Annotated in this window: 20 protein-coding genes; 8 read left to right on the top strand and 12 right to left on the bottom strand. The window is 71.5% G+C overall.

Translation table 11 applies throughout. The features are described from left to right. Nucleotides 1-148 precede the first annotated feature (148 nt). Both ACIQJT_RS00425 and ACIQJT_RS00430 read left to right on the top strand, forming a co-directional pair. Nucleotides 149-1009 carry a metallophosphoesterase family protein gene (locus ACIQJT_RS00425; protein WP_402638607.1) on the top strand — a complete coding sequence of 287 codons (861 nt, stop codon included), beginning with the start codon at nt 149-151 and terminating at the stop codon, nt 1007-1009. Continuing rightward, entirely contained in the window at nt 1006-1686 is a 681-nt protein-coding gene (locus ACIQJT_RS00430) for a 4'-phosphopantetheinyl transferase (RefSeq protein ID WP_402638609.1), read from the top strand. Before ACIQJT_RS00425 ends, ACIQJT_RS00430 begins: the two co-directional genes overlap by 4 nt. 326 nt (nt 1687-2012) lie before the next feature. On the opposite strand, the gene ACIQJT_RS00435 is transcribed toward ACIQJT_RS00430, so the two are convergent. The 3 genes from ACIQJT_RS00435 to ACIQJT_RS00445 all read right to left on the bottom strand — a co-directional run bounded on the left by ACIQJT_RS00435 (nt 2013) and on the right by ACIQJT_RS00445 (nt 3631). Further along, a complete protein-coding gene (locus ACIQJT_RS00435; protein ID WP_365454064.1) occupies nt 2013-2261 on the bottom strand; it encodes a hypothetical protein in 249 nt (82 codons plus the stop codon). Nucleotides 2262-2411: 150 nt separating this feature from the next. Continuing rightward, nucleotides 2412-2942, bottom strand: a complete 531-nt coding sequence (locus ACIQJT_RS00440; RefSeq protein WP_365454067.1) for a toxin-antitoxin system, toxin component — start codon at nt 2940-2942, stop codon at nt 2412-2414. A 32-nt stretch (nt 2943-2974) separates the two neighbouring features. Further along, a complete protein-coding gene (locus ACIQJT_RS00445; protein WP_053848623.1) occupies nt 2975-3631 on the bottom strand; it encodes a helix-turn-helix transcriptional regulator in 657 nt (218 codons plus the stop codon). Between the two features lie 224 nt (nt 3632-3855). On the opposite strand from ACIQJT_RS00445, the gene ACIQJT_RS00450 reads away from it, so the two are divergent. Continuing rightward, entirely contained in the window at nt 3856-4506 is a 651-nt protein-coding gene (locus tag ACIQJT_RS00450) for a hypothetical protein (protein WP_053848624.1), read from the top strand. A 95-nt stretch (nt 4507-4601) separates the two neighbouring features. Here the strand turns inward: ACIQJT_RS00450 and ACIQJT_RS00455 are convergent, their stop codons facing one another. Continuing rightward, a complete protein-coding gene (locus ACIQJT_RS00455) occupies nt 4602-5360 on the bottom strand; it encodes a hypothetical protein (RefSeq protein ID WP_402638612.1) in 759 nt (252 codons plus the stop codon). A 38-nt stretch (nt 5361-5398) separates the two neighbouring features. Next, entirely contained in the window at nt 5399-6139 is a 741-nt protein-coding gene (locus ACIQJT_RS00460; RefSeq protein WP_402638614.1) for a FadR/GntR family transcriptional regulator, read from the bottom strand. Nucleotides 6140-6260: 121 nt separating this feature from the next. Between ACIQJT_RS00460 and ACIQJT_RS00465 the strand changes: the two genes are divergently transcribed. Genes ACIQJT_RS00465 through ACIQJT_RS00480 form a run of 4 tightly spaced genes read left to right on the top strand, consistent with a single transcriptional unit; the run spans nt 6261 to nt 10212 of the window. Further along, on the top strand, nt 6261-7298 hold the full coding sequence (locus tag ACIQJT_RS00465) for an ABC transporter ATP-binding protein (protein ID WP_402638617.1): 1038 nt from the start codon (nt 6261-6263) through the stop codon (nt 7296-7298). 14 nt (nt 7299-7312) lie between these two features. Then, nucleotides 7313-8518, top strand: coding sequence for an ABC transporter substrate-binding protein (locus ACIQJT_RS00470; RefSeq protein WP_402640029.1), 1206 nt, complete (start codon nt 7313-7315; stop codon nt 8516-8518). Between the two features lie 3 nt (nt 8519-8521). Then, complete coding sequence (locus ACIQJT_RS00475; RefSeq protein WP_365454079.1) at nt 8522-9385, top strand: ABC transporter permease; 864 nt, start codon at nt 8522-8524, stop codon at nt 9383-9385. 11 nt (nt 9386-9396) lie between these two features. After that, the gene (locus tag ACIQJT_RS00480) at nt 9397-10212 is read left to right on the top strand and encodes an ABC transporter permease (RefSeq protein ID WP_402638620.1); all 816 of its coding nucleotides are present in this window, start codon (nt 9397-9399) and stop codon (nt 10210-10212) included. 113 nt (nt 10213-10325) lie between these two features. Here the strand turns inward: ACIQJT_RS00480 and ACIQJT_RS00485 are convergent, their stop codons facing one another. From ACIQJT_RS00485 to ACIQJT_RS00500, 4 genes are read right to left on the bottom strand one after another with little or no spacing between them, the layout of a single operon-like run. Further along, nucleotides 10326-11123 (bottom strand): ABC transporter ATP-binding protein, encoded by a 798-nt coding sequence (locus ACIQJT_RS00485; protein WP_365454084.1) that lies wholly within the window; start codon nt 11121-11123, stop codon nt 10326-10328. Nucleotides 11124-11149: 26 nt separating this feature from the next. Beyond that, on the bottom strand, nt 11150-11929 hold the full coding sequence (locus ACIQJT_RS00490; protein WP_365454086.1) for an ABC transporter permease: 780 nt from the start codon (nt 11927-11929) through the stop codon (nt 11150-11152). Beyond that, entirely contained in the window at nt 11926-12699 is a 774-nt protein-coding gene (locus ACIQJT_RS00495; RefSeq protein WP_402638624.1) for an ABC transporter permease, read from the bottom strand. Before ACIQJT_RS00495 ends, ACIQJT_RS00490 begins: the two co-directional genes overlap by 4 nt. Next, nucleotides 12696-13667: an ABC transporter substrate-binding protein gene (locus tag ACIQJT_RS00500; RefSeq protein WP_365454090.1), complete on the bottom strand. Its 972-nt coding sequence runs from the start codon at nt 13665-13667 to the stop codon at nt 12696-12698. Before ACIQJT_RS00500 ends, ACIQJT_RS00495 begins: the two co-directional genes overlap by 4 nt. A gap of 161 nt (nt 13668-13828) precedes the next feature. On the opposite strand from ACIQJT_RS00500, the gene ACIQJT_RS00505 reads away from it, so the two are divergent. After that, entirely contained in the window at nt 13829-14695 is an 867-nt protein-coding gene (locus ACIQJT_RS00505; RefSeq protein ID WP_402638626.1) for an IclR family transcriptional regulator C-terminal domain-containing protein, read from the top strand. On the opposite strand, the gene ACIQJT_RS00510 is transcribed toward ACIQJT_RS00505, so the two are convergent. Genes ACIQJT_RS00510 through ACIQJT_RS00520 form a run of 3 tightly spaced genes read right to left on the bottom strand, consistent with a single transcriptional unit; the run spans nt 14610 to nt 16818 of the window. After that, nucleotides 14610-15548: a PDR/VanB family oxidoreductase gene (locus ACIQJT_RS00510; RefSeq protein WP_365454096.1), complete on the bottom strand. Its 939-nt coding sequence runs from the start codon at nt 15546-15548 to the stop codon at nt 14610-14612. The two genes, ACIQJT_RS00505 and ACIQJT_RS00510, sit on opposite strands and share 86 nt — an antisense overlap. Continuing rightward, nucleotides 15545-15748: a hypothetical protein gene (locus ACIQJT_RS00515; protein WP_365454099.1), complete on the bottom strand. Its 204-nt coding sequence runs from the start codon at nt 15746-15748 to the stop codon at nt 15545-15547. The genes ACIQJT_RS00510 and ACIQJT_RS00515 overlap by 4 nt, the downstream gene beginning before the upstream one ends. Then, complete coding sequence (locus ACIQJT_RS00520; protein WP_402638629.1) at nt 15745-16818, bottom strand: Rieske 2Fe-2S domain-containing protein; 1074 nt, start codon at nt 16816-16818, stop codon at nt 15745-15747. Before ACIQJT_RS00520 ends, ACIQJT_RS00515 begins: the two co-directional genes overlap by 4 nt. Nucleotides 16819-16954: the final 136 nt, after the last annotated feature.

Below are 16954 nucleotides of genomic sequence, written 5' to 3' on the forward strand. Positions count from 1 at the left end.
GCGATCATACGGCTTTCAAGGGGCCACGCGTGCAACGCCCGTGTTACGGATTGACCGATCATGGAACGCCCCCGCTCCGGGCCACTCTTGTACCGGGAAACCAAATGTGTTCTCGTGGTCCCACTCGGGTGCTCGGAGGGGGCGAGAGGTGACAGGGACGGCCGGTGGCGCGGCACGGCTTCTGGCCGTGAGCGACCTGCACATCGGCTACCCCGAGAACCGCTCCCTCGTCGAGGCGATGCGCCCCGGCACCGACGACGACTGGCTCCTGGTGGCCGGTGACGTCGCCGAGACCGTCGACGACGTCCGCTGGGCCCTGGAGACCCTTGCCGGCCGCTTCCGCCAGGTCCTCTGGGCCCCCGGCAACCACGAACTGTGGACCCACCCGAAGGACACCGTCACCCTGCGCGGGGTCGCCCGCTACGAGCACCTCGTCGAGATGTGCCGACAGCTCGGCGTCCTGACCCCCGAGGACCCCTACCCGGTCTGGGACGGCCCCGGCGGACCCGTCGCCGTCGCCCCGCTGTTCCTGCTGTACGACTACTCGTTCCTGCCCGCCGGCTGCACCACCAAGGAGCAGGGCCTCGAGTACGCGCACGGCACCGGCATCGTGTGCAACGACGAGTTCCTGCTGCACCCCGACCCGTACCCGACCCGGGAGGCCTGGTGCCGGGCCCGGGTCGCCGAGACGGAGCGCAGACTCGCCGCCCTCTCCGCGGACCTGCCCACGGTCCTCGTCAACCACTATCCGCTGGACCGGCATCCGACCGACGTCCTGTGGCACCCCGAGTTCGCGATGTGGTGCGGCACCGAGCTGACCGCCGACTGGCACCGCAGGTTCCGCGTCGAGACCATGGTCTACGGCCATCTGCACATCCCCCGGACCACCTGGCACGAGGGCGTCCGCTTCGAGGAGGTCTCGGTGGGCTACCCGCGGGAGTGGCGCGAGCGGCCGGAGCCGCCCGGGCGGCTGCGCCGGATCGTGCCCGGGGAGGTCGGCGCCCGGTGATCGAGGAACTCCTGCCGGACTCGGTGGTGGCCGTCGAGGTCCACGGCCACGACGAGCCGGACAACGCCCGGCTGTACCCCGAGGAGGCCGCGCTCGTCGCGCCCGCGGTCCCCAAGCGCCGCCGTGAGTTCGCCGTCGTGCGGGCCTGCGCGCGCCGGGCCATGGAGAAGCTCGGTGTCCCGCCGCAGCCGGTGCTGCCCGGGGAGCGCGGTGCCCCGCGGTGGCCGGCCGGGCTCACCGGCAGCATGACCCACTGCGACGGCTACTGCGCCGCCGCGCTGGTCCGGGTCGCCGACCTGGCCTCGATCGGTATCGACGCCGAACCCCACGGACCGCTCCCGGAGGGCGTGCTGGAGAGCGTCTCCCTGCCGCAGGAGCGGGCCAGGCTGCGGGAGCTCGCCGAGGCGCATCCCGGGATCCACTGGGACCGGCTGCTGTTCAGCGCCAAGGAGTCCGTCTACAAGGCGTGGTTCCCGCTCACCGGCAAGTGGCTGGAGTTCACCGAGGCCGACATCGACATCCTCGTCGACCCGGGCCGGCCCGCCGGCGGCACCCTGCGCGCCGAGCTCCTCGTCCCCGGCCCCGTGGTCGGCGGCGCGCGGCGCGGCACCTTCGAGGGCCGCTGGACGGCCCGCGACGGCCTGGTCGCCACCACGGTGACGGTGCCGCACACCTGACCGCCGGGCCCACGGCGAGCTGGACGTCGCGGGACGGCCACCGGACCCCGGCAACACGACAGGACGTACGCTCGCGCCACCACGGCCGCCCGCCGGTGGGCAGACCTGCGGCGGCCGGCCGCGGTGGTGTGGCGTCCGTGGCTCGCGGCCGCGGGGCGCCGTCCGGTGCGGCGGGACCACGTGACCGCGCCGTCCCGTCCCGCCCGTCGGTGGGCAGGCCCGTGGCGGGACGGCTGTCCGCCGCGCAGCCCGCCGGGCGCAGCGGTCCTGTGGCTCAGGGCGCTGGGCGGCGGGGGTGCGTGGCTGTGCTGCGGCGTCCCGGGCGGTCAGGGCTGTGGGGTCTCCGGTGGGCACCAGGTGTGCAGGAGCCTGAAGAACGACTCCTCGTTGCCCGCGAGCCCCGCGTCCGCCAGGGCCTGCTCGGCCTCGGCGAGGACCGCCGGCGGGACGACCGGCGGCCGGGCGGCGTCGGGCGGGCCTGCCGCGGTGTCGAAGGCGGCTCGGACCGTGTGCAGCAGCCGCAGATACGCCTGGACGGCGGTGCGCTCACGGTCGGTCAGTACGGCGGTGGGCATCGGCGGCTCTCCCCAGGTCGGCGTCGGTCGCACCCCCGGACGGGGCGCGTCGGTCGCACACCGCACGGGCGTGCAACTCCAGCTTGCCGTCCGCCACTGACAATCCGGCTTCCGCGCCCGTTCCTTCGCCCGCCCGGCGGATGCGGAACCTCAGCTCTGCGGCCCCAGATACCCCAGGGACACCTCGATCCGCCCCGCCAGATGGTCCCGCTGCAACGGCCCCCGCAGCGGCGAACCCGCGAGCCACGTCCGGCACTTGCTCGCCAGCAGCAGGCCGAAGCTCTCCGCCTCCCGCTCGTCGTCGAGGTCGAAGCGGCTGCGGGCGGCGACCTTGCGGACCGTGGCCTGGAGGTCGGCGTCGTCGTGCAGGAGACGGGCGGCGACCGCGGCTCCCTCGACATGGTGGGAGCAGTGACCGGCGTTCATGTGCCACAGCTCGTGGCCGAGGATGACCAACTGGTGGTCGGGGGCGGTGCGTTCCTCGATCACCACGAGGTCCTGGTCGGCCATGTCGAGCCACAGTCCGCTGGCCGTGCCGGGCGGGAAGGGCGCCGTACGGAAGTGGACCGGGCGGCCCCGGCGTCTGCTCATCGCGTCGCACAGGGCGCCGTAGAGGTCCTGGGGCCGCGCCGGGGCGTCGAGTTCCAGTTCCGCCACCAACTCGCCGCTCAGGCGGCGCATGTGCCTACCGATGCCCACAGTTCTCTCCCGGATCAGGACTCGGGCCGCTTGACGCTCTCCAGGAGCATGTCCAGCCACTCGGCGACCTTGTCACGGTGCTGGTCGGTGGGCAGCTGCGCGGCCCGCCAGGCGATGCCGCGCACGCCGTGGTCCTGCAACAGCCGCTCCAGCGGGTCGCGGGCTGCCGCCGCGGCCTCCCGCTCCCGGTCGGCGAGCTTGTGCAGCAGCTCCTGCTCGGTGTGCTGGAGGGCGCCCGCGAGCGCCTCGGGGTCCTCGGCCGTGAGGAATCCGGCGTGCACCCGGAAGAACCGCTGGATGGCGTCGCAGTGCTCCATGGTGGGGCGCCGGTCGCCGTTGATGAGGGCGCCCGCCTGCTGCCGGGACATGCCCGCGCCGTCGGCGATCTCCTGCTGCGTGTACTTGCGGCCGTTGGGCTTGAGGCGGGTGCGGCGCAGCAGGTCGAGCCGTTGCAGGAACCGGGCCTGGACGTCGGGTTCGCCCGCCGGGCGCCCGCTCAGCAGGGCCTTGACCACGGGTTCGGGGACGCCCGAGGCGACGGAGAGGCGGCCGGTGTCGAAGACCTGTGCGTGCGGTACGCCGAGCCGGTCGGCGAGTGCGGTGACGCGGGCGACGACGGCCGTCAGTACGACCGTTGCCGCGTCGTCCGGGCTCTCGAGGCCATCCGACACCGACAGATCTCCTACGTCTCTCACCCGACTTCTCACAGGCGGTCGCCGTGAACTTCCCGGAGAGTAGCCCGTTGTTCGAACTCACATCCAGGTCTCGCCACAACTGTGGCCAATTTCAGCCGTCAACCGCTACGGAATGCCACGATAGTTGACACGACTCGTCCCGGGGAAGCAGGATCAAGGCGCCGCGTGAAGGCCGCATAGGCAAGAGGGGTGACCTCCCGATGGCGTATCAGGCAGGTGGGCAGCGGTCGGAACTGCGGCCCGCCCCCGAAGGGCTCGAAGCCCAGGCGTACCTTCAGGACTACGCCACACTCCTGGAAGCCGTCCCCTTCCCGTCCGTCGTCCTCGACCACCGCTGGGACGTCGTGCTCGCCAACACCGCTTTCGCGTCACTTTTCCGTGCCGTGGGTCCGCATCCGACGGCCATGCCGGGTGACAACTTCCTGCGGTTCGTCCTCTTCCATCCCGACGCGAGCAGCGTCCTCGGCGAGCACGAGTCGCGCTGGTGCCTGCCGATGCTCGCCCACTTCGCCGCCGCGGTGGAGCGGCACGGCCACGACCACGGCCTCCAGGCGATCCGCCGGGACATCGCCCAGGACCCGATCATGGACGCCGCCTACCGGCACGGCCTGCCGCACTGGATCCGCGCGGTCGGCGAACAGGCCGTGGAGCACGACGGCTCCGTACGCCCCCTCGTGCACCCCGACCCGCGCTGGGGCGCCACCGACTGCCGGGTCGTCGACGAGACCCCGCGCACTCTGCGCGACCTGGGCTACACGCGTCTGACGCTGGTGCTCCGCCCGGCCCCCGCCAGGCGCCGCCCGCGGCGCGCGGCGGCCCACCTCACGGTGGTGCCCGCCCCCGAGGCCTGACGGGCACCGTCGGCGTTCAGGTCGTCGACGGCGCCTCGTCAGTAGTTGCCGGTCCCCGTGGAGCAGGGGTGCTCCACGGGGCCGCCCGGTCCGGTTCACTCCGTCACCACCAGCACCAGCGGCACTCCCGCGCAGGGGATCAGCCGCACCCCGCCGGCCCGTCCCGGCCGGCCGGCCGCCAACGCCCCCGCGAGGTCGGGGCCCTTGTCGAGGGAGCCGACCAGGTGCCGCGGATCGCTGGACGCGGCGACCCGGCCACGGGCGTTCACCAGCCGTGCCGGGCCCGGGAGCCGGTGCAGCAGCGGCATCACGGCCGCCTCGAAGTGCCGCAGGTACACGTCCGCCGCGGCCACCCCGGCGAACCGGCCCGCCACCTCGACCGGCGCCGACAGCGTCAGGCTGTACTCGTCGGAGCAGAGGTAGTCGACGTACGGCCCGGCCACCGCCCGCTCCCCGGTGTCGCGGGGGAGCGCGAACCAGTCCCAGTGCGTGTAGTCGGCGTACGCCGAGTGCTCGGGGTCGAGGTCCGGCAGCAGCGGCCGTACGTCACCCTCCGCGCCCGTCTGCCACCATTCCAGCCACGCCGGTACGTCCGCCAGCAGGCCCGGGGCGGCGACGAACCCGACGCCGGACACCAGCGCGCACCGGGCGAGCCGTAGATGCAGGCCCGGGCGCAGGGCGGCCAGGTCGGCGGTGGCCGGGCGGCGGCCCTCGGCGGCCACGCGCTCCAGCAGGGCCGTGGTGTCGGCGCGGGTCGCGGCCACGGCGTCGAAGACCGTCTCGACGGCCGAGCGGACCCGTGCCGCGACCGACTCCTCCGGTGCCGTGCCGGGCACTGCCGTCGCGAGGCCCATGGCTGCCCTCCAGCGGACGGGGCCGCCGAGCGAGGCGGCTACAGCGTCAGACGCAGGGCGATCAGCCGTGCCGTCGACTCCCGTACGCATCGCTCGGCCAGCTCCCTGGCCGATTCGTGGACCCCATCCTGCACGGCCGAGATGACGAATCGGAGTCGCTCGGACACCTCTTCACGATATTCGCCGTCCCCGAGCACAAGACACAGCAGCGCCCCGACCTCCGTCTGCAATGCCACCTGCTCCCGCGTCAGCCGCGCCGACTGCGCGGCCGCCGCCAGCTCCACATGGAAGCGGCCGTAGAGACGACTGCACGCCGCCGCGTCCCCGGACCTCGTCAACTCCTCGGCCGTGCGCCGCAGATGGACGAGGTCCTCGGGCCCGGTGCGCTCGGCCGCGAGCCTCGCCGCCGTACCGGAGAGGGCGGCCCAGTGGTCGCCGAGGTCGCGCAGCTCCTCGGTGCTCCAGCCGCGCAGGCGGCCCCTGAGCCGTTCCTCGCCCGGGACTTCGGGCAGCGAGACGAAGGAGCCGCCGCCGCGGCCCCGGCGGGTGGTGACGAGCCCCTGCTGGCGCAGGGCCATCAGCGCCTCCCGCAGGGTCACCGTGGACACGCTGAGCCGGCCGGCCAGTTCGCTCTCGCCCGGGAGCTGCTCCCCGTCGGCGAGCAGCCCGAGCTCGATGGCGTCACCGATCCGGCGCACGACCGCGTCCACCCGGGCCCGGCTGTCCACCGGGGCGAAGACGGCCCTGCGGGCGTCGCCGTCGATGCGCTGCTGGTTCACGGCCACCACCTTGCACGTTGACTCAAGCTTTACCCTAAGGGGGCCTTGAGCTTTGAACTATGACTTCATATGTTTTCGGTCGATCGGTCAACGCCCGAGCGCGCCAGAAAGGTTCCCGCCCATGGAGGGAAGTGCGATCCGGCTGCACCACCTGCGGAAGTCGTTCGGGGAGACGACCGCCGTGGCCGGGATCGACCTGGAGATCCGGGACGGCGAGTTCTTCTCGATGCTCGGCCCCTCCGGCTCCGGCAAGACCACCGTCCTGCGCCTGATCGCCGGCTTCGAGACGCCCACCGAGGGCCGTGTCGAGCTCGCCGGGCAGGAGGTCACCGGCCTCGCGCCCTTCGAGCGGGACGTCCACACCGTCTTCCAGGACTACGCGCTCTTCCCGCACATGAGCGTCGAGCAGAACGTCGCCTACGCCCTCAAGGTCCGCGGGGTGCCCAAGGCGGAGCGGCTGGTGCGGGCCCGCAAGGCGCTCGGCGAGGTCCGCCTGGAGGGCTTCGGCAGACGCCGGCCGGCCCAGCTCTCCGGCGGACAGCGCCAGCGTGTCGCCCTCGCCCGCGCGCTGGTCGGCCGACCCCGCGTGCTGCTGCTCGACGAGCCGCTCGGTGCGCTCGACCTGAAGCTGCGGGAGCAGATGCAGGTCGAACTCAAGGCGCTCCAGCGGGAGGTCGGGATCACCTTCGTCCTCGTCACGCACGACCAGGAGGAGGCTCTGGCGATGAGCGACCGCATCGCCGTCTTCCACCGCGGACGCGTCGAACAGGTCGGCACCCCGGCCGAGATCTACGAACGGCCCGCCACCCGCTTCGTGGCGTCCTTCGTCGGCACCTCCAACCTCCTCGACGGGGACGTCGCCCGCCGGACCGTCGGCGCGGCGGGCACCTACAGCGTGCGGCCCGAGAAGATCCGGGTGCTGAAGGAGTCCGCGGACGCCGACGAGCCGGAGCACGCGAGTGCGACCGGGACCGTCGCCGAGGTGGTCTACCTGGGGGACGCCACCCGCTTCCTGGTCGACCTCGACGGCGGCGGCCGCCTCACGGCCCTCCAGCAGAACCTGGAGACGTCCTCCGAGGACGTGGCCGCCTACCGGGGCGCCCGGGTGCGCCTGCAATGGCACCGGCGGCACGCCGTGGCGGTGCCCACCACCGACTGACCCCCTTCTCGCAGATGGAGTACGTCGTGCGCATCCCCCTCACCGCGGCCGCGGCCGTCACCCTGCTGCTCGCCGCCACCGCCTGCGGCTCCTCCGACTCCGGCTCCGGCGGCTCCTCCTCCGGACTCAACCCGCCCGACCTCAAGGCGCCCACGAAACTCGGCGCCACCGAGGGACGGGTCAACCTGATCGCCTGGGCCGGCTACGTCGAGGACGGATCCAACGATCCCGAGGCCGACTGGGTCAGCGACTTCGAGAAGCGGACCGGCTGTCAGGTCGACTCCAGGACAGCGGCCAGCTCCGACGAGATGGTCAAGCTGATGAAGACGGGCCAGTACGACGCCGTCTCCGCCTCCGGCGACGCCTCCCTGCGCCTCATCGCCTCCGGGGACGCGGCCCCCGTCAACACCGACCTCGTCCCCAACTACCGCGACATCTTCAGCGGGTTGAAGGACGGCGCCTGGAACTCCGTCGACGGGCAGATGTACGGCATCCCGCACGGCCGGGGCGCCAACCTGCTCATGTACAACACCGGCAAGGTCAGCCCGGCCCCGACCTCCTGGTCCGCCGTCTTCGACGACGCGTCCAGGTACAAGGGCCACGTCACCGCCTACGACTCACCCATCTACATCGCCGACGCGGCGCTGTACCTGAAGGCGACCGAGCCCGGCCTCGGCATCAAGGACCCCTACGCGCTGGACCAGAAGCAGTTCGACGCTGCCGTCGCCCTGCTGAAGAAGCAGAACGCGAACATCGGCGAGTACTGGAGCGACTACCTCAAGGAGATCTCCGCGTTCAAGAGCGGCGACTCCGTGATCGGCACCACCTGGCAGGTCATCGCCAACCTCGCCGCCGACGAGGGGGCGAAGGTCAAGGCGTTCGTCCCCGCTGAGGGGGCGACCGGCTGGTCCGACACCTGGATGGTCTCCGCCAAGGCCAAGCACCCCGACTGCGCCTACAAATGGCTCGACTGGATCGTCTCGCCGAAGGTCAACGCCCAGGTCGCCGAGTACTTCGGGGAGGCGCCCGCCAACTCCGAGGCGTGCGACCTGACCAGCGACAAGAACTTCTGCGCGACCTACCACGCCTCCGACGAGGACTACTGGAAGAACATCGCCTTCTGGAACACGCCCATCGAGCAGTGCCTGGACGGCCGCACCGACGTCAGGTGCGTGCCGTACGCGAAGTGGGTGCAGGCCTGGACCGAGATCAAGGGCTGAGGCATGGCCTTGACGACACGGACCGCGGGGGCGCTGCACCGCCGCCCCCGCCTCCGGCTCGCCCTGCTCCTCACGGCCCCGCTGCTGTGGCTGGCGGTGCTCTACCTCGGCTCGCTGACCGTGCTGTTCGTCTCCGCGTTCTGGACGACCGACTCCTTCACCTCCGAGGTGGTCAAGGTCTGGTCGACCGACAACTTCCACGAGCTGTTCACCACGCCGGTGTTCCGGCAGGTGGTCCTGCGGAGTGTCGGCGTGGCGCTGGCGGTCACCGTCCTGTGCGCGGTGATCGCCTTCCCGGTCGCCTTCTTCACGGCACGGGTCGCACGGCCCCGGTGGCGACCGCTGCTGGTCGTCGCCATCCTCACCCCGCTGTGGGCGAGCTACCTGGTCAAGGTGTACGCCTGGCGGCTGATCCTGTCCGAGGGCGGGCTCGCCGACTGGATGCTGAGGCCGTTCGGGCTGACCGGACCCGGGTACGGGCTGACGGCGGCCGTGCTGACCCTGACGTACCTCTGGCTGCCGTACATGATCCTGCCGGTCCACACGGCGCTGGAGCAGGTGCCCGCCAACCTGCTCGACGCGTCGGCGGACCTCGGGGCGCGGGCCGGCCGGACCTTCCGCTCGGTGGTCCTGCCCATGGTGCTGCCGTCGGTGGCGGCCGGGTCGGTCTTCACGTTCTCGCTGAGTCTCGGCGACTACATCACCGTGCAGATCGTCGGCGGCAAGACCCAGCTCATCGGCAACCTCGTCTACTCCAACATCGAACTCAACCTGCCGATGGCCGCCGCGCTCGGCACGGTCCCGGTGGCCGTCATCGTGCTGTACCTGCTGGCACTGCGCCGCACCGGCGCGCTGAGTAGTCTGTAGAGGAGCCCGTCGTGCAACTCTCCCGTTCCGCACGGATCGCCCTGCGCGTCGGCGCCGGCCTCGGCTTCGCGGTGATCTACGTCCCGCTCGTGCTCGTCCTCGTCAACTCCCTGAACCCGGACCGGAGCGCGAGCTGGCCACCGTCCGGCCTGACCGTGCACTGGTGGTCGGTGGCCCGGGAGAACGCGGGAGCCCGTGAGGCGCTGTGGGTGTCGGTCAAGGCGGGCCTCGGCGCCACGGCCGTCGCCCTGGTCCTCGGCACGCTCATCGCCTTCGCCGTCGCCCGGCACCGGTTCTTCGGCCGGGGCACCCTCTCCTTCGTGGTCGTCCTGCCGATCGCGCTGCCGGGGATCGTCACGGGCATCGCCCTCAACTCGGCGTTCGGCACGGTGCTCGAACCGTTGGGCGTCGGCCTGGGCCTGTTCACGGTGGTCGTCGGCCATGCCACCTTCTGCATCGTCGTCGTCTTCAACAACGTCGTCGCCCGCCTGCGCCGCACCTCCGGTTCCTACGAGGAGGCCGCGATGGACCTGGGCGCGAACACCTTCCGCGCCTTCGTCGACGTCACCTTCCCGCTGGTCCGCTCGGCCCTCCTCGCGGGCGCCCTGCTCTCGTTCGCCCTCTCCTTCGACGAGATCGTGGTGACCACCTTCACCGCGGGCCCGGGCGTCGAGACCCTCCCCCTCTGGATCTTCGACAACATGACCCGCCCGCGACAGGCACCGGTGGTGAACGTGGTGGCCGCCGCCCTGGTGCTGCTGTCGGTGATCCCGATCTACGTCGCCCAGCGGCTCTCGGCGGACACGGCGACGGGGAGCAGGGTGTGAAGCAGGCTTTTCACGGCAGCCGACACCACTACGCAAGCGGCTTGCGTTTCTTGCGCACATGACGCGACGACTTGCCGAAGTTGGCAAGAAGGTCGGGGTCAGTGAGGCCACGGTCAGCCGGGTGCGTCCCGCACGGCCCCGCGCTTGGCCGCCTGGATCTGCTCGTACACATGGGTGCGCAGTTCGGCGAAGCGCGGGGCCACACGCGTGTGCAACTGGTCCCGCTCGTCCGGCAGATCGACCTTGAGCTGCTCCTGCACGACGGTCGGGGAGGCGGACAGCACGATCACACGCTCGCCCAGGTACACGGCCTCGTCGATGTCATGGGTGACGAACAGGATCGTGATGCCGCGCTCCCGCCACAGCCGGCGCACCAGGTCCTCCAGGTCGGCCCGGGTCTGCGCGTCCACGGCCGCGAACGGCTCGTCCATCAGCAGGACCTCGGGCTCGTACGCGAGTGCGCGGGCGATGGCGACGCGCTGCTGCATCCCGCCGGAGAGCTGCCAGGGGTAGGCGCCGGCGGCGTCCGCGAGACCCACCGACTCCAGCGCGTCGGCGACCAGGCCGCGCCGTTGCGTCCTGGTCAGGCTCTTCTGCTTCAGGGGGAGTTCCACGTTGTCGGCGACCCGCATCCAGGGGAAGAGGCTGCGGCCGTACTCCTGGAAGACGAAGGCCATCCCCGGCGGCGGGCCGCTCACCTTCCGGCCTGCCAGGCGGACTTCGCCGGCCGTCGGGTCGAGCAGGCCGCCCATGCACTTCAGCAGGGTCGTCTTGCCGCAGCCCGAGGGACCGACGAGACACACGAGTTCCCCGGCGTCGACGGTGAAGGTCAGATCGCGCACCGCCTCCACCCGGCGCCCGGACCCCTCGTAGACCTTCTTCAGGCCGGATACGCCAAGAAGCGCGTGCATGGACCGCCCTTTCGCGTTCGGATGATTCACGGGGACCGCCGGGTCGAGGCGCGCAGGCCGTGGTACCAGGCGAGGACCCGACGCTCGACCAACTGGAAGACGACGGAGAGCAGGAACCCGAGCAGACCGAGGACGAGGATCCCGGTCCACATGTCGGGGATCGCGAAACTGCGCTGGAACTGGACGATCGTGAAGCCGATGCCGTTGCTGGCCGCGAACATCTCGCTGATGACCATCAGGATGATGCCGATCGACAGGGCCTGGCGCAGGCCCGCGAAGATCTGCGGGCTCGCCGAGCGCAGCACCAGATGGCGCAGCCGGGAGTGCCCGGAGATGCCGTAGGAGCGGGCCGTCTCCACCATCACCGGGTCGACGGCGCGGACGCCCTCGACGGTGTTGAGCAGGATCGGCCAGACGCAGCCGCTCGCGATCACGGTGACCTTCATGGTGTCGCCGATGCCCGCGAACAGCATGATGACCGGGATGAGGACCGGCGGGGGGACCGCCCGCAGGAACTCCAGGACCGGTTCGCACACCGCGCGCACCCGCCGGTAGGAGCCGATGACCGTGCCGACGGCGATACCGGCGACGGCCGCCAGCGCGTAACCGGCCGTCAGGCGCCACAGGCTGGGCAGGACGTCGTCGCGCAGCCGCTCGGCGGTCCACACGTCCGGGAAGGTGCGCAGGATGGTGCGCAGCGGCGGCCAGAAGACGTCGGTGCTGCTGTCCGACGCCAGCCACCAGACCACCACCAGCAGGGCGGGCAGCGCGATGACGAGGGCCAGTTGGAGTGCGAAGCGCCTCACACCGCCACCTCCCCGCGCACCGACTGGTGCCAGGCCAGCGCCCGCCGCTCCACGGTACGCGCGCCGACGTTGATGAGCAGCCCCAGAAGTCCGGTCACCACGATCAGCGCGTACATCTCCGGCACCGCCTGCGAGTTCTGCGCCACCGCGATCCGGGCGCCCAACCCCGGTGCCCCGATGACGAGTTCACCGGTGATGGCGAGGATCAACGCGACGGCCGCGGCCAGCCTGACGCCGGTGAAGACGTACGGCAGCGCGGTCGGCCACAGCACGTGCCGGACCCGCGCCCAGGTGCCCAGACCGTAGGACCGTGCCGTCTCGTCGGCGACGGGGTCGACGTCCTGGACGCCGTAGAGCGTCTGGATGAGGACCTGCCAGAAGCTGGCGTACACCACGAGCAGCAGCACCGAGCGCAGTTCGCTGCCGTACAGCAGCACCGCGAGCGGGATGAGGGCGACCGAGGGGATCGGGCGCAGGAACTCGATCGTCGAGGCCGTCGCCTCGCGCAGGTACGGCACCACCGAGACGACCACGCCGGCGACGATCCCCGCCGAGGCGGCGATGGCCAGGCCCAGGGCCCAGCCGGTGAGGGTGTCGCCGAGCGCCGTCCAGAAGGCGCCGTCGGAGAGCTCGTCGGCGAGGGCGCGCGCGATGCGGCTGGTCGGCGGGAAGTACGCCTCCTCGACCAGGCCGAGCCGCGGCACCGCCTCGCCCAGGGCGAGGAAGGCCGCGAGCCCGGCGGCGCCCAGCGCCGCGTCCTGGAACCTCACGGAAGCAGCGCGCCGACGTCGGGGGTCTTCTTGAAGAACCCGTCGCCCTCGCCCAGCTCGGCGAGCGCCTCGACGGACTCCCTGTTCGGCTCGGCCGGCCATTTCGGCAGGGTCACCTGCGCGAGGACCGACGCCGGGATCTTGGTGTACGTCGTGATGACCGCGCGTGCCTCGTCCGGGTGGGCCTCGGCGTAGGCGAGGGACTCGGCGGTGGCCTGCTGGAACTTCTCGACCACGTCGGCGTGCTGCTGCTGGTACTGCGTCGACGTGAAGTACAGGGCGACCGTGGTGTCCTTGGCCACGTCCACCAGCGGGGAGGCGATCACCTGGCCGCCCTGGCTCTTGATGGTGGCGAGCGCGGGCTCGACCGCGCAGGCCGCGTCGACCTGGCCGCCGTCGAGAGCGGCCGGCATCTGGTCGAAGGCCAGCTCCACGAACTTCACCTTGTCGGGGTCGCCGCCGTCCTTGCGGACCGACTCGCGCACCGCGGACTCGTTGATGTTCTTCAGGGTGTTGATGGCGACCTTCTTGCCCTCCAGGTCCTTCGCGGACCGGATCGCGCTGCCCTTCTTGACCGCGATGCCCGCGAAGTCCTTGCCTTCCACCCCCGTCGAGGCGATGCCGTTGGAGACCGCCTTGACGGGCACCCCGGACGACTGGGCGATCAGCAGGGAGGTGACGTTGGAGAAACCGAACTGGAACTGCCCGCTGGCGACGCCCGGCACGATCGCCGCGCCGCCGGACGCAGTCGATATCTGGAGCTTGAGCCCGTGCTTGCTGTAGAAGCCCTTCTGCTGGCCGAGATAGATCGGCGCGACATCGACGATCGGGATGAGGCCGAGCTTGACGGTGGTGGTGCCGCCGGACGACGATCCCGAGTCCGAGGCCCCCGAGTCGCCGGACGAACCACAGGCCGACGCGGTGACCAGTAACGCTCCGGCCGCGAGGGCGACGAGCAGACGACGCATGGCTCCTCCTGTGCAGACTTCGTTGTTCCGACAGGCTGTGCTTACGACAGGCTGTGCGCAGACCGCACAGTGGTGCTCAGCGCGAAAGGTATTGGTCTCGCGGGTCGAGGTCAACACCTTTGGCTGACAATATTGTTGACACTTGCTCGACGGAGGCGACGATGTCCGAAGCAGCAGCCCGCGCCCCGCACTTCGTCCGCTCCCTGGAGCGCGGCCTCGCCGTGATCCGCGCCTTCGACGCCGACCACGCGGAACTGACCCTCAGTGAGGTCGCCCGCACCTGCGGACTCACCCGCGCCGCGGCCCGCCGCTTCCTGCTGACGCTCGCCGACCTCGGGTACGTGCGCGCCGACGGCCGCGCCTACCGGCTCACCCCGCGCGTGCTGGAGCTCGGCTACTCCTACCTGTCGAGTTTCTCGCTGGCCCAGATCGCCGAACCCCATCTGGAGCAACTGGTCGAGAACACAAGGGAGTCGTCGTCCCTGTGCGTGCTCGACGGCGACGACGTGGTGTACGTGGCCCGGGTGCCCGCGCGCCGTATCATGACCGCGTCGATCACCGTCGGCACCCGCTTCCCGGCCCACGTCACCTCGGTCGGCCGGGTCATCCTCGCGCACCTGCCGCCGGCGGAGGCCGAACTCAGGCTCGCCCGTGCCGTGTTGACCCCGCTCACGGCCCGCACGATCGTCTCCGCCGACCTGCTGCGGGCGGAGCTCGACCGGGTGCGGCGGCAGGGATACGCCCTCGTCGACCAGGAACTGGAGGAGGGGCTGCGCTCGATCGCCGCCCCGGTGCGGGACCGGGGCGGCGAGGTGGTGGCGGCGGTCAACATCCCCGTGCAGGCCGGGCGTACGAGCCTCGCCGCGGTCCGGCGCGACCTGCTGCCGCCGCTGCTGGAGACGGTCGCCGGGATCGAGACGGACCTGCGGATGTCCACCGGGGCTACAGGTCCAGCACGAGCCTCTTCCCCCGGCACCGGGACACGCAGATCATCATCGTGTCCCCGGCCTCCCGCTCCTCGTCCGTGAGCACGGAGTCCCGGTGGTCCGGGGTGCCGTCGAGGACATCGGTCTCACAGGTGCCGCAGGTGCCCTCGGTGCAGGAGAACAGCACCTCGACACCACTGGCGCGCACGGCGTCGAGCACGGAGACGTCCGGAGCGACGCTGATCGTCGTGCCGGTCCGCGCCAGCTCGACCTCGAACTCCGTGTTCTCGCCCTCCGGTTGCCCCTTCGGGGTGAACCGTTCCATGTGCAGCAGCCCGGCCGGGCAGCGCTGCTCCACTGCGTCGAGCAGCGGCCCGGGACCGCAGCAGTAGACGAGGGTGCCCTCGGGGACGTCGTCCAGCACCGAGGCGAGGTCCAGGAGCCCCGTCTCGTCCTGGGGGGCGACGGTGACACGGTCGCCGTAGCGGCTCAACTCCTCGGTGAACGCCATGGACGCGCGGGTCCGGCCGCCGTACAGCAGGGTCCACTCGGCACCCGCGGCCTCCGCCGCCGCGAGCATCGGCAGGACGGGGGTGATGCCGATGCCGCCCGCGACGAAGCGGTACCGGGGTGCCGGGCGCAGCGCGAAGTGGTTGCGCGGGCCGCGCACCCGGACCTTGTCGCCCCGCCCCAACTGCTCGTGCACATGGGCGGATCCACCGCGCCCGGCGGGCTCGCGCAGCACGGCGATCCGCCAGGCGGTGCGGTCGGCCGGATCGCCGCACAGCGAGTACTGCCGCTCCAGGCCGGGGCCGAGGACCACGTCGATGTGGGCACCGGGCTCCCACGCCGGGAGCTGTTCGCCCAGCGGGTGGCGCAGGGTGAGGGCGAACACCCCGTCGGCCGCGAGGTCCTTGCGGTCGACGACGAGTTCGGCTTCGTACGCGTCACTCATGAACCGTTTCCTTGCGACTCGTCGCCTTGCGGGGCGGGTCCCTGGGGTGAGTGCCCGTTCGGGTGGGCGAGCATCCACTCCCACATCTCGATCGGGTCCTGCGAGGTGTGCTCACGGCCGCAGTGACAGGTGCCGTGCAGGGTATCGGTGCCCGGCAGCCAGTCGACGCGGTAGATCTCCCCGGTGGGCGCGGCACTCACAGGACCTTCTCCACGGGCTTGTCGCCCTCCTCGACGAGGCGGGCGAGGATGCGGCGGGCGGCGAGACCGCCGGTGTCGATGTTGATGCTGAGCTCCTGGTAGCCGGAGCGCTCGGTGCCGAGCGTCTTCTGGAGCAGGTTGAGCGCGTCCACGTCCTGCATGACGACCGTGTGGTTGTTGCCCCGCAGGAACTCGGTGACCTCGGCGTCCTCGGTCGCCCAGTCGCGCGAGACCATCCAGAAGTCGTACACGTGACCGTCAACGGACGGCGTGATGGCGTACGTGATCTCGGTGTGGAAGCCGTTCGGGTCGCTGCCGTCGGCCTCGGGCAGCACGCCGACCGGGGCGATGCGGCTGTGCAGCAGGTACAGACAGGGTGCGTGGTACTCGATGTCCTGCCAGCGGGTGATCCGGCCCTTGATCCCGGTGGACCTGGCGTAGAACGGCGGGCACTCGGCGTCGTCCATGTGCCGGCTGACCCGGACGATGCCGGCGCCCTCGTCGACCTCCGTGCTGATCGGGGTCTCGGCGACCTCTGGGGTGCCGATGTAGCCGCCGTGCAGATAGGTCTCGTGGGAGAGGTCGAGGAGGTTGTCGACGAGCAGTCCGTAGTCGGCGTCGATCGGCTCCATGCCGCGCACGGTGACCCAGCCGGGGGAGTCGAGGTGCCTGGCCCGCGGAACGGTGCCGGCGTCGGCGAGGGCCGGGTCTCCGATCCACACCCAGACCAGGGAGTCCAGCTCGACCACGGGGTAGGAGGCGACCCGGGCGGTACGCGGTACGCGCTTCTGCCCCGGCACGTACACGCAGGTGCCCGTCGTGTCGTACGTGAACCCGTGGTAGCCGCACACGATCCGGTCGCCGTCGAGCCGGCTCGGCTTCTCGTGCAGCGGGAAGCGGCGGTGCACGCACCGGTCGGCGAGCGCGACGGGCGTCCCGTCCGCCTCGGTCCGGTAGAGGACGAGCGGTTCACCGAGGATCGTCCGGCCGAGCAGCTCCTCGCGCCCCACCTCTTGGCTGTAGGCGGCGACGTACCACTGGTTCCTGGCGAAGGCGGTCATGTGCGGCATCGTTGCGGCTCCCGTCTCTCTGCTGTGCTGGCATCGTCTTGGCGACCGGAGGGGCACGGCAACACCGCTTCCGTCTCACGGAAGAAGAAGGACGCGGAACCCGGTGGCACGGGCCGGGGCGGGTCCGAGCTCGTCG

The sequence above is a fragment of the Streptomyces sp. NPDC091972 genome, assembly GCF_044756385.1.
Classification (GTDB): domain Bacteria; phylum Actinomycetota; class Actinomycetes; order Streptomycetales; family Streptomycetaceae; genus Streptomyces.

What these genes read in the sequence shown, in the direction of transcription:
- ACIQJT_RS00505 (WP_402638626.1), top strand. Translation starts at nt 13,829, where the DNA reads ATGTCCGAAGCAGCAGCCCGCGCCCCGCACTTCGTCCGCTCCCTGGAG.
- ACIQJT_RS00485 (WP_365454084.1), bottom strand. Translation starts at nt 11,123, where the DNA reads ATGCACGCGCTTCTTGGCGTATCCGGCCTGAAGAAGGTCTACGAGGGG.
- ACIQJT_RS00450 (WP_053848624.1), top strand. Translation starts at nt 3,856, where the DNA reads ATGGCGTATCAGGCAGGTGGGCAGCGGTCGGAACTGCGGCCCGCCCCC.
- ACIQJT_RS00465 (WP_402638617.1), top strand. Translation starts at nt 6,261, where the DNA reads ATGGAGGGAAGTGCGATCCGGCTGCACCACCTGCGGAAGTCGTTCGGG.
- ACIQJT_RS00500 (WP_365454090.1), bottom strand. Translation starts at nt 13,667, where the DNA reads ATGCGTCGTCTGCTCGTCGCCCTCGCGGCCGGAGCGTTACTGGTCACC.
- ACIQJT_RS00470 (WP_402640029.1), top strand. Translation starts at nt 7,313, where the DNA reads ATGGAGTACGTCGTGCGCATCCCCCTCACCGCGGCCGCGGCCGTCACC.
- ACIQJT_RS00475 (WP_365454079.1), top strand. Translation starts at nt 8,522, where the DNA reads ATGGCCTTGACGACACGGACCGCGGGGGCGCTGCACCGCCGCCCCCGC.
- ACIQJT_RS00440 (WP_365454067.1), bottom strand. Translation starts at nt 2,942, where the DNA reads ATGCGCCGCCTGAGCGGCGAGTTGGTGGCGGAACTGGAACTCGACGCC.
- ACIQJT_RS00455 (WP_402638612.1), bottom strand. Translation starts at nt 5,360, where the DNA reads ATGGGCCTCGCGACGGCAGTGCCCGGCACGGCACCGGAGGAGTCGGTC.
- ACIQJT_RS00520 (WP_402638629.1), bottom strand. Translation starts at nt 16,818, where the DNA reads ATGCCGCACATGACCGCCTTCGCCAGGAACCAGTGGTACGTCGCCGCC.
- ACIQJT_RS00510 (WP_365454096.1), bottom strand. Translation starts at nt 15,548, where the DNA reads ATGAGTGACGCGTACGAAGCCGAACTCGTCGTCGACCGCAAGGACCTC.
- ACIQJT_RS00435 (WP_365454064.1), bottom strand. Translation starts at nt 2,261, where the DNA reads ATGCCCACCGCCGTACTGACCGACCGTGAGCGCACCGCCGTCCAGGCG.